The sequence below is a fragment of the Nonomuraea sp. NPDC049309 genome, assembly GCF_043196965.1.
Taxonomy (GTDB): domain Bacteria; phylum Actinomycetota; class Actinomycetes; order Streptosporangiales; family Streptosporangiaceae; genus Nonomuraea; species Nonomuraea fastidiosa.
This window is the reverse complement of sequence record NZ_JBICSH010000004.1, coordinates 629,460-645,668: the sequence shown is the minus strand read 5'-3', so window position 1 is coordinate 645,668 and position 16,209 is coordinate 629,460. Positions and strand designations below refer to the sequence as shown.

Here is a 16,209-nt window from a genome sequence, read left to right as displayed (position 1 = left end):
CCAACCAGAATCGGAGGAGATGCTCGTGACCGCCCAGCGTGACTACGCCGACCTCGTCCAGCGAGGACTCTCGCTCGACCTCACCAGGGGCAAGCCGTCGCCGCGCCAGCTCGACCTCTCCAACGATCTGCTGAAACTGCCCACCTCCTACCGGGCGGCCGACGGCACCGACGGGCGCAACTACGGCAACCTGCAGGGCCTGGCCGAGCTGCGCGAGCTGTTCTCGCCGCTGCTGCAGGTCCCGGCGGAGCAGCTCGTCGTCGGCGGCAACGCGAGCCTCGCGCTGATGCACGACACGGTCGTGCACGCGCTGCTCAGCAAGGTCCCCGGCGCGGCCCGCCGGTGGATCGAGGAGCCGAAGGTCACGTTCCTGTGCCCGGTGCCCGGCTACGACCGGCACTTCACGGTCTGCGAGCGGCTCGGCATCACCATGGTCGCGGTGCCGATGAACGCCGAGGGCCCCGACATGGACGTCGTCGAGCGGCTGGTCGCCACCGACGCGAGCGTCAAGGGCATGTGGTGCGTGCCGAAGTACAGCAACCCGTCCGGCATCACCTACAGCGACGAGACCGTGCGCAGGCTCGCCGCCATGCCGGCCGCCGCGCCCGACTTCCGCATCTTCTGGGACAACGCCTACGCCGTCCACCACCTCACCGACACCCCCGACGAGCTGGCCGACATCCTCACGCTGGCCGCCGAGCACGGCAACCCCGACCGCGTGTTCGTCTACGCCTCCACCTCGAAGGTGACGCTCGCGGGCTCCGGCGTGTCGTTCTTCGGCTCCTCGCCGGCCAACGTCGAGTGGTTCCTGTACAACACCTCGAAGCAGTCCATCGGCCCTGACAAGATCAACCAGCTCCGCCATGTCGAGTTCCTGCGCGACCCGGCCGGGGTCGAGGCCCACATGCGCAAGCACGCCGCGCTGATCGGGCCGAAGTTCGAGCTGGTCGACAAGATCCTCACCGAGCGGCTGAGCGGCCTGGCCACCTGGACCAGCCCCAAGGGGGGCTACTTCATCAGCCTGGAGGTGCCGCACGCGGCCGAGGTGGTGGGCAAGGCCAAGGCGGCCGGCATCGCGCTCACCCCGGCGGGCGCGACGCACCCGTACGGCAAGGACCCCGAGGACCGCACGATCAGGATCGCGCCCACCTACCCCGAGCTGGACGAGCTGGAGCAGGCCATCGAGGGCCTGGCCGTGTGCGTCCGCCTGGTGGCCGAGGAGCGCGGCTGAGCCCGTCCCACCTCCCGGCGCCCGTCAGCGGGCGCCGGGCCTGAAGCCGAAGATGTACTCGCGCGTCTCGCTCGGGTGGAACGGGACGCCGACACCCGGTTCGAAGGCGACGTTGTCGCGGGCGCAGTAGTAGAGGCTCTCCCACACGGCCAGGGCCTTCTCCCTGGCCGGGGCCTCCGCGCGGTCGCGTCTGCGCGCGCCGTACGAGCCGAGCACGTTCAGCAGCCCGAACCCCCAGAACAGGCCGGTCAGGCAGAACGGCGCGAGCAGCACCTCGCTCCAGGACGGGTCCTGCCCCATCGCGATGATCAGCGACATGACCAGGTGCAGCAGGGCCGCGAGCAAGAGCAGCACGTAGCCCTGGTTCCTGGTCCACGGCGTGTAGTGGCGGCTGGGGAACGACAGCCAGACCGCGAGCTGGGTGCGGCTCATCATGTGGCGGGACGCGCCGAGCGCCGCCGCCGTGGGCAGGTCGGCGACCTCGCGCGCCCCCGGCAGGCGCACCCGGCCGATCTTGTACGTGGTCCCGGCGGCGACCGCCCCGGGGACCGCGACGACCTGGTCGTCTTTGGAGCAGACCGGGCACTCGACGTTCACCCGGGCAGTTTGGCGTTAAGGAACGCACTGCGCAAACCATAGGCTGCGAAGTGTGAGACCGATTGATGCCTTGGTGAGCGCCCTGCCCGAAGCGCGTGTCGTGACCGACCCCGACGTGATCGACTCCTACGCCCGTGACCGCACGTTCCTCGCCCCCGGCAAGCCGCTCGGCGTCGTCCTGGCCACCTCGCGCGACGACGTCGTGACGACCCTGAAGTGGGCGAGCGAGCACCGGGTGCCGGTGGTGCCGCGCGGCGGCGGCACGGGTCTCGCGGGCGCGTCCGTCGCCGGCGACGGCTCGATCATCCTGTCGCTGGCCAAGATGACCGCGATCAAGGAGCTGTCGCCCGCCGACGAGATCGCGGTGGTCGAGCCCGGCGTCATCACCGCCGACCTCGACAAGGCCGCCAGGGAGCACGGCCTCATGTACGCGCCCGACCCGTCGTCGTACGAGATCTCCACCATCGGCGGGAACCTGGCCACCAACGCGGGCGGCCTGCGCTGCGTCAAGTACGGCGTGACCAGGGACTCCGCGCTCGGCCTCGAGGTGGTGCTGGCCGACGGGCGGGTGCTGAACACCGGACGGCGCACGATGAAGGGCGTCACCGGCTACGACCTCACCGGCCTGTTCGTCGGCTCGGAGGGCACGCTCGGTGTGATCACCGCCGCCACGGTGCGGCTGCGCCGCGCGCCGGCCGCGCCGCCCGCGACGTTCGCCGCCGAGTTCGGCTCGCTGCGCGACGCGGGCGCGGCGGTCTCGGCGATCATGGCGGCGGGCTGCCAGCCGTCGCTGATGGAGCTGCTCGACCGGGCCACGCTCAAGGCCATCGACGACTGGCGCAACATCGGCCTGGAGCCCACGACGCAGGCCATGCTCATCGGGCAGTCCGACGCGCCCGACGGTCAGGCGGTGGTCGAGCGCATGCAGCGCATCTGCACCGAGAACGGCGCCACGTTCGTGGCCGTCTCCTCCAGCCCTGCCGAGGCCGACGAGCTGGTGGGGCTGCGGCGGCTGGCGTACGGGGCCAAGGAGCGGCTGGGCGCCTGCCTGGTCGAGGACGTGTGCGTGCCGCGCTCCGTGCTGCCCGACATGATCACCGCGATCGAGGAGGCGGCGGCGCGTCACGACGTGATGATCGCGACCGTCGCGCACGCCGGCGACGGCAACCTGCACCCGGTCTTCATCTTCGACCGCGGCATGCTCGAACCGCCGCCGGAGGTGTGGGCGGCGGCGGACGAGGTGTTCCGGCGCGCGCTGGAGTTCGGCGGCACGCTCACCGGCGAGCACGGCGTGGGCCTGCTCAAGCGGCGCTGGCTGGAGCTGGAGTCGGGGCCGGTGGCGGCCGAGCTCCAGCGGGGGATCAAGGCCCTCTTCGACCCGCTCGGCATCCTCAACCCCGGCAAGGCGATCTGATCTTCGGTTGACCAAGCCGTGACCTTGGGGTTCGTGGCACACACGACCTGCGCAGGAAGGCTGACTTAACGGGTCAAAACGCGAAACTACTGATACGTACGGCAGACGCCCCAAGCGTCGCGCTGGTAGCGTTTTGCCTCATCTATTGGGTTGTCATGGGGGTCCGACGTGAATCAGTTCCAGCCGTTGGCGGCGGACGATCCGCGGCGGCTGGGGGCGTTTGACATCGTCGCCCGGCTCGGCGAGGGCGGCCAGGGGGTTGTCTACCTCGGCAAGAGCGACTCCGGGGAACAGGTCGCCGTCAAGCTGCTGCACAACGCCCTCGTAGCCGACGCCGACGCCAGGACCAGGTTCCTGCGCGAGGTGGCCGTCGCCCAGCGGGTGGCGCGGTTCTGCACCGCGCCGGTCCTGCACGCCGACCTCGACGGCAGCCGACCGTACATCGTCAGCGAGTACGTGCCGGGCCCGTCGCTGCGCGAGCTGGTCATCAACGAGGGGCCGCGACGGGGGGCGGCGCTCGAACGCCTGGCCATCAGCACCGCGACCGCCCTGGCCGCCATCCACAGGGCCGGGATCCTGCACCGCGACTTCAAGCCCGCGAACGTGCTCATGGGGCCCGAAGGCCCCGTCGTGATCGACTTCGGCATCGCCCGCGCGCTCGACTCTCCCGGCGCCACCGCCACCGGCATGGCGATGGGCACGCCGTCGTACCTGGCGCCCGAGCAGCTCACCGGTGCGCCCGTGTCGGAGGCGGCCGACGTGTTCGCCTGGGGCGTCACCATGGTGTTCGCCGCCACCGGCAAGCCCGCCTTCGGCGCCGACTCCATCCCCGTCGTCATGCACCGGATCCTCAACGAGGAGCCGGACCTGGGGGCGATGGACGGAGTGCTCGGCGAGCTGGTGGCCGCCTGCCTGTCCAAGGACCCGTCCCAGCGGCCCACCGCGGACGAGCTGATCGTCCGCCTCACCGGGCAGCCCGCGCCGAAGGCGGCCATCGAACCGGTCACCGGCGCCACCCCGGCCACCGGCCTCGCCGGGGGCGCGCCGCCTGCCCTCCCCGGTCCGCAGCCCGGCGCCGAGAGCGGCGCCTCCGACGCTCAGGCGGGCGGTGACGGCTCAGAGCAGGACCAGTACCCCGGCCCCTGGACCGGTCCGTACGTCGTGGGCGGCCCGCAGGGCGCGGCCCCGCCCCAGACCGGCGGCTCCGGCCACCCGGCCGCCGGTGGCCTGCCCGGCGCGCAGAACCCGGGCATCACCGGCCCCAGCGGCCTGACCGGCCCGACCGGCCTCACCGGGCCCGGCGTCCCCGTTCCCGGCGGTGTCCCCGGCGCCGCAGGCCAAACCGGTGCCCCCGTGCCGGGCGGCGAGGACCAGACAGCCGTTGCGGGCGGGGCCGGCCCGGGTGGCGCGGGGCAGACCGTCGTCGCCGGTCCTGGCGGCGTGCCGGGCCAGGGAGGCGTGCCCGGCGCTCCGCACGCGGGCATGCCGCAGACCACCGGTCCCCTGCCGCCCGGCCATCCCACCGGCGGCCCCGGGCAGGCCGCGGGCGCTCAGGGCGTTCCCGGACAGGCCGGACCGCAGGGCGCGCCCGGCCAGGGGCCCGGCGCGATGCCGTTCGGGCCGCAGCAGGGCGCTCCCCAGCAGAGCGGTCCCGGCCCCATGGGCGCGGGCCCGCACGCTCAGGGTCCGCACGCCTTCAACCAGGGCGCGCCCGGCCAGGGCGGCCCGGGACAGGGCGTTCCTGGTCAGATCGCCCCCGGGCAAGCAGGGCCCGGTCAAGCAGGGCCCGGTCAGGCCGTTCCCGGCCAAGCAGGGCCCGGCGGCATGCCGCACGGCGCCGGCGGCCCCTTCCATGGCGGCCCGGCCGGTCCCGGTGGCCCGCACGGCGGACCCGGTGCGCTCGGTCAGGGACCCGGTGCGCCCGGTCAAGGAGGGCCTGGCGCGAGCAAGCCGCAGTCCGGGCAGCGCCGTAATCTCACGCTCGCGCTGTCCGGCGCCGCCGCGGCGGCGCTGCTGGTCGTCGTGGGCGCGGTCGTCGTCCAGGCGAACTCCGCGAAAGAGGTCCCCGTGGTGGTCGTGGGGCAGTCCTCCACCAGCCCGGACGGAGGCTCCGGCCAGGGCGAGGCGCCCACCTCGGACGACTCGCCGACACCGGCGCCGCCGACCACCCCCGGCCCGGTGCCGACGCTGGACATCGAGCCGGACAAGACCAAGGCGCCGAAGCCGACGAGAAAGCCGATCGCGCAGGTCCCGACGGTGACGATGACCGTGCCGCCGCCCACGTCGACGCGCCGGGCGACGGTCTCGCCGTCCAGCACGCCGAAACCCACCAAGTCCCGCGACGACAAGCAGGTCGGCCCGAGCAAGGAGCTGAAGCAGAACACGGCCTCGCCCGGGGCGCTGTGCGGCGGCGGCTTCCAGATCATCGACTCGCACGCGCTGGCCAACCACGCCACGATCTACCTGCTCTACAACGCGAGCTCCGGGACGAACTGCGTGGTCACCATCTCCCGCCTGGTCCACCCGAGCACAGTGAACATGAGCGCCATCCTCCAGGTCAAGGGCGGCGCCAGCGCGAACGACCCCGGCAAGTTCACCTCGCACGCGGGCCCGGTGAAGCTGGCGGCCAAGAAGAAGTGCGTGATCTGGGGCGGCGCCTGGAACTCGTACGTCTGGAAGTCGGAGTGGAGCCACTGCAACTGACCTCCCCGCCGGCCCGCGGCTGACCGGCCCCGGCGCCCCGCGCCCCGGCGGCCGCCGGATCGGCGAGTGACGGAGCGCGGGCCTCGCGTTAGCGTGGGCATGATCGTCGGCTCCGTACGAGGAGGGCGCCCGTGATCGTCAGCAGGCTCGACACCGGCTCGGCCGATTACCGCGCCCGCAGGGAGGCGATGCTCGCCAAGCTGGCCGAGCTGGAGGCCGAGCAGGCCAAGGCGGTGGCGGGCGGCGGCGAGCGCTACGTCGAGCGCCACCGCGCCCGCGGCAAGCTGACCGCACGGGAACGGGTCGAGCTGCTGATCGACCCCGACTCGCCGTTCCTCGAGCTGTCGCCGCTCGCCGGCTGGGGCACCGAGTTCCCCGTGGGCGCGAGCCTGGTGTCGGGCATCGGCGTCATCGAGGGCGTCGAGTGCGTGATCACCGCGAACGACCCGACCGTGCGCGGCGGGGCGTCGAACCCGTGGACGCTGCGCAAGACCCTGCGCGCCGCCGACATCGCGCTGCGCAACCGCCTGCCGTACGTGAACCTGGTGGAGAGCGGCGGCGCGGACCTGCCGTCGCAGAAGGACATCTTCATCCCCGGCGGCCAGGTCTTCCGCGACCTGACGCGGCTGTCGGCGGCGGGGGTGCCGACGGTGGCGCTGGTGTTCGGCAACTCGACGGCGGGCGGCGCGTACGTGCCGGGCATGAGCGACCACGTCGTGATGGTCCGTGAGCGGGCGAAGGTGTTCCTGGGCGGCCCGCCGCTGGTGAAGATGGCGACCGGCGAGGAGTCCGACGACGAGTCGCTGGGCGGCGCGGAGATGCACGCCAGGATCAGCGGCCTGGCCGACCACCTGGCACAGGACGAGTACGACGCCTTACGCATCGGCCGCCGCATCATCGCCTCGCTCGGCTGGCGCAAGCTGGGCCGCGCGCCCGACCCCGATGTGCGCGAGCCGGCGTATCCGGCGGACGAGCTGCTGGGCATCGTGCCCGAGGATCTGAAGGTGCCGTTCGACCCGCGCGAGGTGATCGCCCGGGTGGTGGACGGCAGCGAGTTCGACGAGTTCAAGCCCCTGTACGGCGCCTCGCTGGTGACGGGGTGGGCGAGCATCCACGGCTACCGGATCGGGGTGCTGGCCAACGCGCACGGGGTGCTGTTCAGCGAGGAGTCGCAGAAGGCGACCCAGTTCATCCAGCTCGCGAACCAGACCCGCACCCCGCTGCTGTTCCTGCAGAACACGACCGGCTACATGGTCGGCAAGGACTACGAGCAGGGCGGCATCATCAAGCACGGCGCGATGATGATCAACGCGGTGTCGAACTCGACGGTGCCGCATCTGACCGTGGTCATGGGCGCCTCGTACGGGGCGGGCAACTACGGCATGTGCGGGCGCGCGTACGAGCCCCGCTTCCTGTTCAGCTGGCCGAGCGCGAAGTCCGCGGTGATGGGTCCCGCACAGCTCGCCGGGGTGCTGTCCATCGTGGGCAGAGCGTCGGCGCTGGCCAAGGGCAAGCCGTACGACGAGGAGGCGGACGCGGCCATGCGGGCCATGGTGGAGCAGCAGATCGAGGCGGAGTCCGCGGCGTTCTTCCTATCGGGCCGCCTGTACGACGACGGGGTGATCGACCCGCGTGACACGCGGACGGTGCTCGGCATGTGCCTGTCGGCGATCAACAGCGCGCCGGTGCCGGAGCCCGCGGGTTACGGGGTGTTCCGGCCGTGATCACCCGCCTGCTCGTCGCGAACCGGGGCGAGATCGCCCGGCGCGTCTTCCGTACCTGCCGGTCGCTCGGGATCTCCACGGTCGCCGTCTTCTCCGACGCCGACGCGGGCGCGCCGCACGTGGCCGAGGCCGATCTCGCGGTACGCCTGCCGGGCGGGCCGGCCGCCGAGACGTATCTGGACATCGGGCGGATCCTCGCGGCCTGCGAGGCGAGCGGGGCCGACGCGGTGCATCCCGGCTACGGGTTCCTGTCGGAGAACGCCGATTTCGCCCGGGCCGTGCTGGAGGCGGGCCTGGTGTGGGTCGGGCCGCCGCCCGAGGCGATCGCCGCCATGGGCACCAAGATCGGGGCGAAGCGGCTGATGGAGGAGGCGGGGGTGCCGGTGCTGCCCTCGCTCGACCTGGCCGCTCCCGGGGAGTTCCCGCTGCTGGTGAAGGCGTCGGCGGGCGGCGGCGGACGCGGGATGCGGGTGGTGCGCGGGCCCGGCGAGCTGGCCGAGGCCGTGGCGTCGGCGCGGCGCGAGTCGGCGGCGGCCTTCGGCGACGGCACGGTCTTCGCCGAGCCGCTGCTCGAACGCGCCAGGCACGTCGAGGTGCAGGTGCTGGCCGACCGGCACGGCGGCGTGTGGACGCTGGGCGAGCGCGAGTGCAGCGTGCAGCGGCGGCACCAGAAGGTGATCGAGGAGTGCCCGTCGCCCGGCGTCACGGCCGCGACGCGGGAGCTGCTGTTCGAGGCCGCCGCCAGGGCGGTACGCAAGATCGGCTACGTCGGGGCGGGCACGGTCGAGTTCCTGGTCAAGGGCGACCGGGTGGCGTTCCTGGAGATGAACACCCGGCTCCAGGTCGAGCATCCGGTGACCGAGCTGGTGTACGGCGTCGATCTCGTCCGGCTGCAGATCGAGGTGGCCGAGGGCGCGGCGCTGCCGCCGTCTCCGCCCGAGCCGTCGGGGTGGGCGGTGGAGGCCCGCCTGTACGCCGAGGACTCCTCCTTCGTGCCGCAGAGCGGGACGTTGTGGCGGTTCGAGGTGCCGGGCGATGTGCGGGTGGACGCGGGCGTGGAGTCGGGGTCCGTGGTGCCGCCGTACTACGACGCGATGCTGGCCAAGGTGGTCGCGCACGGGGCGACGCGGGCGGAGGCGGTGCGGAGGCTGGCGGGGGCGCTGCGGCGGGCGAGGCTGCACGGCGTCCCGACGAACCGCGATCTCCTCCTCGACATCCTGAGAAGTCGTGATTTTGTGGCCGGTGACACCCACACCGGTCTCCTGGACGGACCTCTCCCCGCCGTCTCCGAACCCTCCGGCGCTCCCCCCGGCCCCGGCACCGCCGCGCCGGGCGGCGACCTCGTGCCGCTGGCCGCCGCGCTCGCCATGGCCGCCGCCAACCGGCGGCGCGCCCGGGTCCTCGCCGGGCTGCCGTCCGGCTGGCGCAACGTCCGCTCCCAGCCCCGCCGCGTCACCTTCGAGGAGACCGGACCCGTCGAGTACGACCCGCCGCCTCCCGGCGTCCACGTGGTCAGCGCGGGCCCGGATGAGGTGGTGCTGGAGCGCGACGGCGTGCGGCGTACGTACGAGGTGGCCAGATACGCGGAGGACGGCCCGCTCTACGTCGACCACGCCGAGGGCGCGGCGCGGCTCACCCCGCTCCCCCGCCTGCCCGAACCCGCCGAGCACACCGCGCCTGGATCGCTCCTCGCCCCCATGCCCGGTAGCGTGCTGCGCGTCGAGGTGGCGCCCGGCGACCGGGTGACCAGGGGACAGACCGTCCTCGTCCTCGAAGCGATGAAGATGGAGCACCGGATCACCGCGCCGGCCGACGGGGTGGTGTCCGGCGTGCACGTGGAGAAGGGCCGGCAGGTCGACGCGGGCGCCGTGCTGGCGATCATCCAGGAGGAGAACACATGACGGGCCTGGTGCACAGGGACCTCGCCGCGGGCGTCGCGACGATCACGCTCGACTCGCCGCACAACCGCAACGCGCTGTCGGTGGCCCTGCTCGGCGAGCTGTCGGAGCACCTGCGGTGGGCGCTGGACGAGCCGGCCGCCCGGGTGATCGTGCTGACCGGCACCGGGCCGGTGTTCTGCTCGGGCGCCGACCTCAAGGAGCAGGGCGGGAACGCGCCGGTCACCGCGTCGTTCCCCGACATCCTGGAGCTGATCTGGGAGAGCCCCAAGCCCGTCGTCTGCCGGCTCAACGGCACCGCCAGGGCGGGCGGCATCGGGCTGGTCGCCGCCTGCGACTTCGCGATCGCGCCGCTGACGGCCTCGTTCGCGTTCAGCGAGGTACGCCTGGGCGTCGCGCCCGCCATGATCGCCGTGCCGGTGCTGCGGAGGCTGTCGGCCAGGGCGGCGGCCGAGTACTTCCTGACCGGCGAGGTGTTCGACGCGGCGCGGGCCGTCGAGATCGGGCTGCTGTCGCGAGCCGTCCCCGAGGAGGAGCTGGACGCGGCCGTCGCCCGCTACACCGACATGCTGATCAAGGGCGGGCCCGAAGCGCTCGCCGTCACCAAGCGGCTGGTCAGGGAGGTGCCGGGGATGTCGTTCCAGGAAGGGCTGCGGCGCATGGCCGAGCTGTCGGCCGAGCGCTTCACCTCCGAGGAGGGACGGGAGGGCATCGCCGCGTTCAAGGCCAAGCGCCCGCCCGCCTGGGTGGTGTGACGGTGCTGCGCGTCGCCAACTGCAGCGGCTTCTACGGCGACCGGCTGTCGGCCGCCCGCGAGATGGTCGAAGGCGGCCCCATCGACGTGCTGACCGGCGACTGGCTGGCCGAGCTCACCATGTTCATCCTGGCCGGCAACCGGCTCAAGGGCCGCCCCGGGTACGCGCCGACGTTCCTGCGGCAGCTCGAAGACGTGCTCGGGCCCTGCCTCGACCGCGGCATCAAGATCGTGTCGAACGCGGGCGGCCTCGACCCCGCCGGCTGCGCCGAGGCCGTGCACGAGCTGGCCTCCCGCCTCGGCCTGAGCCCGTCCATCGCGTACGTCACCGGCGACGACCTCACCGGCCTGCCACTCGACCTCGTCAACGCCGACACCGGCGAGCGCCTCGGCGCCGCCCCGCTCACCGCCAACGCCTACCTCGGCGGCCGCCCGATCGCCGCCGCCCTCTCCGCGGGCGCCGACGTCGTGGTGACCGGGCGCGTGACCGACACGGCCCTGGTGACCGGGCCCGGCATCTGGCGGTACGGCTGGGGGCCCGGCGACCTCGACGCGCTCGCCGGGTCCGTGGTGGCCGGGCACGTCATCGAGTGCGGCTGCCAGGCGACCGGCGGAAACTACGCGTTCTTCCAGGACGTTCCCGATCTGGCGCATTGCGGCTTCCCGCTCGCCGAGCTGCACGCCGACGGCTCCTGCGTCATCACCAAGCACCCCGGCACCGGCGGGCTCGTCTCCGTCGGCACCGTCACCGCGCAGCTCGTCTACGAGCTCGGCGGCCCCCGCTACCTCGGCCCCGACGTGATCGCCCGCTTCGACACCATCACGCTCGCCGGCGACGGGCCCGACCGGGTCCGCATCTCCGGCGTGCGCGGCGAACCGCCGCCCCCGACGCTCAAGGCGTCGGTCAACTACCTGGGCGGCTACCGCAACACGATGACCCTCGTCCTGACCGGTCTCGACCTTCCCGCCAAGGCCAGGGCCGCCGAGGAGGCCCTGTGGGCCCGCATCCCCCGCGAGACCTTCGACGAGGTCACCGTCGCCCTCACCCCCTTAGGCACCCACCCGGACCTCCCGCTCGGCGCCGGGACCGCCCCCGCGGCGGCGGACCCCGGCCGTGTGGCCGAAGGCGGCGCAGAGGCGGAGGGCGGGACGGCGCTGTTGCGCATCACCGTGAAGTCCGCCGACCGCCGCACGGCGGGCCGCGCCTTCTCCTCGGCCGTCGTCGAGACCGGCCTCGCGAGCTTCCCCGGCTTCTACACCCTCACCCCGCCGGGCGACGCCTCCCCGTACGGCGTGCACTGGCCCGTCCTCGTCCCGGCCGGCCAGGTCCGCCCCCGCGTCTTCGTGGACGGCGAGGAGATCCCCTTCGAGCAGCCGCCCCCGCCGGCCGGACCGCCGCCCGCCATCGAGGTCCCCGGCCATCGCCCTGCGACGGCCTTCTCCGGGAGGACCGTGCGGCTCCCGCTGGGCCGGATCGCCGGCGCCCGTTCGGGCGACAAGGGCGGGAACGCGAACCTGGGCGTGTGGACCGACGGCACCGCCCGCTACGACTGGCTGGCCGCGTACCTCACCCCGGAGACCCTGAAGGACCTCTTGCCCGGACTGCGGCCGTACCGGGTGGAGCGGTACGACCTGCCCAACCTCAAGGCCATCAACTTCGTGATACACGGCCTGCTGGGCCGAGGCGTCGCGGCGAGCACGCGCCTGGATCCGCAGGCCAAAGCCCTGGGCGAAGAGCTGCGCGCCCGCCCCGTCGAGATCCCGGCCGCCCTTTCCCCCTGACCCCCAGTGCCTGTTCCCCCTGACCGCGGTGCCCGCGGCCGAGCCGTCAAGCGGCGCCTGCGGCCCGCCGGCCGAGCAGGCCCGCGCCCAGCAGGCCGGCCAGGGGGCCGAGGCGGGAGACGCGTACGGCGGGAGCGGGGCGGAAGGCGAGCCGGGCGGCAAGGCGCTCGCGGAGGGGCGCCACAAGCGCGTCCCCGGCCAGCGACACGCCGCCCCCGATCACGACCGCCGCGGGATCGGCCACCAGCGTGTACGTGGCGAGCGCCAGCGCGAGCGCCTCCACCGCCTCGCCCCACACCGCCGCGGCCCGTGCGTCGCCCTGAGCGGCCAGCCGGACCACGTCCTCGGCTCCCGGCATCCCGCAGCGCGCCGCCACGGCCGACCCCGACGCGTACGCCGCCAGGCACCCCCGCTGCCCGCACCCGCACGCGAGCCCGTCCGGCCGGACCGGGATGTGCCCGATCTGCCCGGCCCAGCCGGCCGTACCGGCGTACAGCTCGCCCGACGCCACCACCGCCCCCGCGATACCGGTGCCGATGGGGGCAGGTAGAGCGCGTTCTCCTCGCCGTCCCCGTACGTCAGCTCGGCCTCCCCCGCCGACCGCACGTCGTGGCCGAGCGCGACCGGCAGGTCCACGTCGGCGAACGCGGCGGCGGGCACGTCGCGCCATCCGAACGCCGCGGAGAAGACCGCGTGCGTACGGCTGACCAGCCCCGGCACCGCCACTCCGACCGCCGCCGGCCGCTCCCCGGCGACCGGCCCCGGCACCGCAGGCGGCGCCCCACCGGCAGGCCCCTCCGCCGGGAGCCGGGGGACGGCCCGTCCGGCGACGGGTTCCAAGGGGACGGGCGTGGGCGGGCGGGCGGGGTCCCAGGGGCGGGTGAGATCGGCGGCGAAGCGGGCCACGGCGGCGACGACGCGGTCCGGGCCTTCGGCGCGCGGCGTGGGCCGGCGTTCGAAGTGGAGGATCGTCCCGTCGCGGGCGATCAGCCCGCCCTTCATGCTGGTGCCGCCCACGTCGATCGCGGCCACGTACGTCACCCGCCGCATCCTCGCACATCGCGCAGCAGCGGGTCGGCGCGGAACTCCTTCCCGATGGCCGGCCTCAGCGCGGTCCGGCGGCTCTCGTCGTCGGGCTTGGCGGCCGCCACCGCACCGATCACCTCGCGGGAGGCGGCGTCGCCGCGGCCGAGGATCCGCTGAAGGATGCGCGCGCCCCGCGCCATCGGCGCGTCCGAGGCAGGTCAGGGGTGAAAGCGGGGTTGACCGGGCGCGATCCGCTCTCATAAGGTCATGCGCCAGAACTTCGTTCGGTCGAGGGGCGGCTCATGACCTCCACCCACATCGACGTAGGCACGATCGATTTCGACGCCCTGGGCGTGTGGATGAACGCTCAGGGCCTGCCCGAGGGCCCCATCACGGACGTGGCGCCGGTGACCGGCGGCACGCAGAACGTCATGGTCCGCTTCGAGCGCGGCGGCCGCTCGTACGTGCTGCGCCGCCCGCCCGTGCACGCCCGCCGCAAGAGCAACGAGGTGCTGCGGCGCGAGGCGCGGGTGCTGAGGGCGCTGCGCGGCACGCGGGTCCCGGCGCCGGCGCTGGTGGCCGCGCAGACCCTCTGCGACCCGGTGTACTACCTGATGGAGCCGGTGGACGGGTTCAACCCGTCGACGGGGCTGCCGGAGCCGCACGCCTCCGACCCGGCGATCAGGCATCGCATGGGCCTGGAGGCCGCGGCGGCGCTGGCGGAGCTGGGGCGGGTCGATCCGGCGGTGCTGCCGGGGTTCGGCCGGCCGGACGGGTTCCTGGAGCGGCAGGTGCCGCGCTGGCTGAAGGAGCTCGACTCGTACGGGGAGCTGGACGGCTATCCGGGGCCCGACATCCCGGGCCTGCGCGAGACCGCCGGCTGGCTGACGAGCCACCTGCCGCGGGCGTTCACGCCGGGCATCATGCACGGCGACTACCACTTCGCGAACCTCATGTTCGCCTGGGACGGCCCGCGCGTGGCGGCGATCGTGGACTGGGAGATGTGCACGATCGGCGACCCGCTGCTCGACCTGGGCTGGCTGCTCGCGACCTGGCCGACGAGCGCCGGGCACGTGCCCGGCCTGCCCGCGCCGCAGGAGATCATCGCCTACTACGCCGAGCTGTCCGAGCGGGACATGTCGGCCATCGAGTGGTACGCGGTGATGGCCTGCTTCAAGCTGGGCATCGTGCTGGAGGGCACGCACGCGCGGGCGTGCGCCGGCAAGGCGCCCAAGGACATCGGTGATCTGTTGCACGCGACGACGCTGGGATTGTTCGAGCGGGCGCGGGAGTTCATGGACGGCGGCCTCACCTGACACCGGTATTGCACTACTAAATCGCCATAAATCACCGCAAATAGCGCATTTCCCCACCCGCCATACATCACGATTTCCCGACAAATGATCACAAGCCCTCCCCCGACCCCTACAATTGCGCGCAATTGCATCAGCCATCGGGGAAGGATCGTCATGCGCTTGCGGTTCCTCGGCTCCACCTCGGAGGCCGGCGCCTGCCCCACCCTGTACGAGACCGACCGCGGCACCATCGTGGTGCAAGGCCTGCGCGTCACCGACGCGGAGGCGCTCGCCGATCTCCGCGACCTCCTGGACGGCGAGGCCGCGGTCGAGGTCCCCCGCGAGCTCCTCACCGACATCGCGAGGAGGGTCCTCCGGGACGCCTGACACGGCCCCGGAATGGGACGGTAACCGCTTTCCCGACCAGCGGCGGAACACTCACAGCAACCGCTTGGTCACATTTGTACCGGAAGCTGGCATGATCGGTGCGACCGGGGCTAGCCTTCTGCGGCGTGACGTCCTTTCAGCAGGCGCGCATCGACCTCGGCAGCCAATTACGCCAATTGCGTGAGGCCGCCCACCTGTCGGGCAAGGAGCTGGCCGAGCGACTGCGCTGGCAGCCCTCCAAAGTCTCCCGCCTGGAGAACGCCCGCCAGACGGCCACCGAGGACGACGTGGTCGTGTGGGCGCAGGCGGTCAACGCCTCACCCGACACCACCGACAGGCTCATCCAGCAGTCGCTCGCCCTGCTCGAACGCCACGACGACTGGAAGCAGCGCCACCGCAGCGGCCTGGCCGCGCTCCAGGAGGACGTCCGCGACCTCGAAGCCCGCACCAAGCTCTTCCGCGTCTTCGAGCCCGGCATCATCGTGGGCCTGCTGCAGACCTCCGAGTACGCCCGGCACGTCTTCCGCAAGGTCAAGCGCCTCTACAGCGCCGCCGACCAGATCGACGCGGCGGTCCGGGTGCGCATGCAGCGCCAGGAGATCCTGTACGACCGCACGCGCACCTTCAGGTTCGTCGTCACCGAGGCCGCGCTGCGCACGACGCTGGCCCCGCCGGACGTGATGCGCGGCCAGCTCGACCGCCTGCTCGCGGTCAGCACGCTGCCCAACGTCGAGTTCGGCGTCATCCCGTTCGACGCCGAGCTGCCGTCCAGCCCGATCAACGGCTTCTGGATCTACAACGAGTCGATGGTGGCGGTCGCCACGATGACGAAGGACCTCGTGCTGCGCGACCCCGAGGACATCGCCTTTTACGTGCGGGCCTTCGACGATTACGTCAAGACCGCGAAGTTCGACGAGGCCGGGAGGGAGGTCATCATCTCCGTTCTTCACGATTACCGGAAACAAAGTCCACATTAACCACAGCAATTGCTTGCCTCCCGCACCAAGATCGTGCAATTCTGTCGCGAGACGTTGCGGAGGTGACGCATGATGCTTGATACCGCGCTCAGCCTCGAGCGCTTCGCCTGGCACGCGGGTCGTCACGCGGACCTGTCGGTCCAGAGCATCGCGCTGGCCTGCGACCCGGCGTACGTATCGGTCCGCAACCGGTTCTCCTCCACCCTCGCCGAGACCGTGACCTGCTCCGACGAGGGCGCGTTCATCACCTCCTGGGGCTACCGCCTCGGCACCACCGACGACGTCGAGTCGGCCGCCGCCCGTCTCGCCTTCCTCCTCGCCGCGCTCCCCGCCTGACCCGGCCGCGGCAGCCGCCCCTGCCGATCACCTTCTGCACCTCGGGCCCGTCGGCGTTCTCCGCCGTGACGATCGCCCACGCCAC

The 16,209-nt window shown here is 73.0% G+C and carries 14 protein-coding genes; 11 read left to right on the top strand and 3 right to left on the bottom strand.

What is annotated here, in order from left to right; translation table 11 throughout:
• The first annotated feature begins 19 nt into the window (after positions 1-19).
• Positions 20-1,231, top strand: coding sequence for an aminotransferase class I/II-fold pyridoxal phosphate-dependent enzyme (locus ACGFIM_RS27970; protein WP_393205620.1), 1,212 nt, complete (start codon positions 20-22; stop codon positions 1,229-1,231).
• Positions 1,232-1,255: 24 nt separating this feature from the next.
• On the opposite strand, the gene ACGFIM_RS27965 is transcribed toward ACGFIM_RS27970, so the two are convergent.
• Positions 1,256-1,828: a hypothetical protein gene (locus ACGFIM_RS27965; protein ID WP_393205617.1), complete on the bottom strand. Its 573-nt coding sequence runs from the start codon at positions 1,826-1,828 to the stop codon at positions 1,256-1,258.
• 52 nt (positions 1,829-1,880) lie between these two features.
• Here ACGFIM_RS27965 and ACGFIM_RS27960 point away from each other — a divergent pair, with 52 nt between their 5' ends.
• From ACGFIM_RS27960 to ACGFIM_RS27935, 6 genes are all read left to right on the top strand, one after another.
• The gene (locus tag ACGFIM_RS27960; protein WP_393205614.1) at positions 1,881-3,242 is read left to right on the top strand and encodes an FAD-binding oxidoreductase; all 1,362 of its coding nucleotides are present in this window, start codon (positions 1,881-1,883) and stop codon (positions 3,240-3,242) included.
• Positions 3,243-3,410: 168 nt separating this feature from the next.
• Positions 3,411-5,945, top strand: coding sequence for a serine/threonine protein kinase (locus ACGFIM_RS27955; RefSeq protein ID WP_393205611.1), 2,535 nt, complete (start codon positions 3,411-3,413; stop codon positions 5,943-5,945).
• Between the two features lie 188 nt (positions 5,946-6,133).
• Positions 6,134-7,669 carry an acyl-CoA carboxylase subunit beta gene (locus ACGFIM_RS27950; RefSeq protein WP_393205930.1) on the top strand — a complete coding sequence of 512 codons (1,536 nt, stop codon included), beginning with the start codon at positions 6,134-6,136 and terminating at the stop codon, positions 7,667-7,669.
• The gene (locus ACGFIM_RS27945) at positions 7,666-9,570 is read left to right on the top strand and encodes a biotin carboxylase N-terminal domain-containing protein (RefSeq protein WP_393205608.1); all 1,905 of its coding nucleotides are present in this window, start codon (positions 7,666-7,668) and stop codon (positions 9,568-9,570) included. Before ACGFIM_RS27950 ends, ACGFIM_RS27945 begins: the two co-directional genes overlap by 4 nt.
• A complete protein-coding gene (locus ACGFIM_RS27940; protein WP_393205606.1) occupies positions 9,567-10,322 on the top strand; it encodes an enoyl-CoA hydratase-related protein in 756 nt (251 codons plus the stop codon). Before ACGFIM_RS27945 ends, ACGFIM_RS27940 begins: the two co-directional genes overlap by 4 nt.
• Positions 10,323-10,384: 62 nt before the next feature.
• Complete coding sequence (locus ACGFIM_RS27935) at positions 10,385-12,103, top strand: acyclic terpene utilization AtuA family protein (protein ID WP_393205927.1); 1,719 nt, start codon at positions 10,385-10,387, stop codon at positions 12,101-12,103.
• 46 nt (positions 12,104-12,149) lie between these two features.
• Here ACGFIM_RS27935 and ACGFIM_RS27930 read toward each other — a convergent pair whose 3' ends face one another.
• Complete coding sequence (locus ACGFIM_RS27930; RefSeq protein ID WP_393205603.1) at positions 12,150-12,617, bottom strand: ROK family protein; 468 nt, start codon at positions 12,615-12,617, stop codon at positions 12,150-12,152.
• Between the two features lie 523 nt (positions 12,618-13,140).
• The gene (locus ACGFIM_RS27925; protein WP_393205600.1) at positions 13,141-13,329 is read right to left on the bottom strand and encodes a hypothetical protein; all 189 of its coding nucleotides are present in this window, start codon (positions 13,327-13,329) and stop codon (positions 13,141-13,143) included.
• A gap of 102 nt (positions 13,330-13,431) precedes the next feature.
• Here ACGFIM_RS27925 and ACGFIM_RS27920 point away from each other — a divergent pair, with 102 nt between their 5' ends.
• The 4 genes from ACGFIM_RS27920 (at position 13,432) to ACGFIM_RS27905 (ending at position 16,124) form a co-directional block, all read left to right on the top strand.
• Positions 13,432-14,445, top strand: coding sequence for a phosphotransferase family protein (locus tag ACGFIM_RS27920; protein ID WP_393205597.1), 1,014 nt, complete (start codon positions 13,432-13,434; stop codon positions 14,443-14,445).
• Between the two features lie 153 nt (positions 14,446-14,598).
• Entirely contained in the window at positions 14,599-14,811 is a 213-nt protein-coding gene (locus ACGFIM_RS27915; protein ID WP_393205594.1) for a hypothetical protein, read from the top strand.
• A 125-nt stretch (positions 14,812-14,936) separates the two neighbouring features.
• A complete protein-coding gene (locus ACGFIM_RS27910) occupies positions 14,937-15,788 on the top strand; it encodes a helix-turn-helix domain-containing protein (RefSeq protein ID WP_393205591.1) in 852 nt (283 codons plus the stop codon).
• A gap of 69 nt (positions 15,789-15,857) precedes the next feature.
• A complete protein-coding gene (locus ACGFIM_RS27905) occupies positions 15,858-16,124 on the top strand; it encodes a hypothetical protein (RefSeq protein WP_364067675.1) in 267 nt (88 codons plus the stop codon).
• The last annotated feature ends 85 nt before the right edge of the window (positions 16,125-16,209 follow it).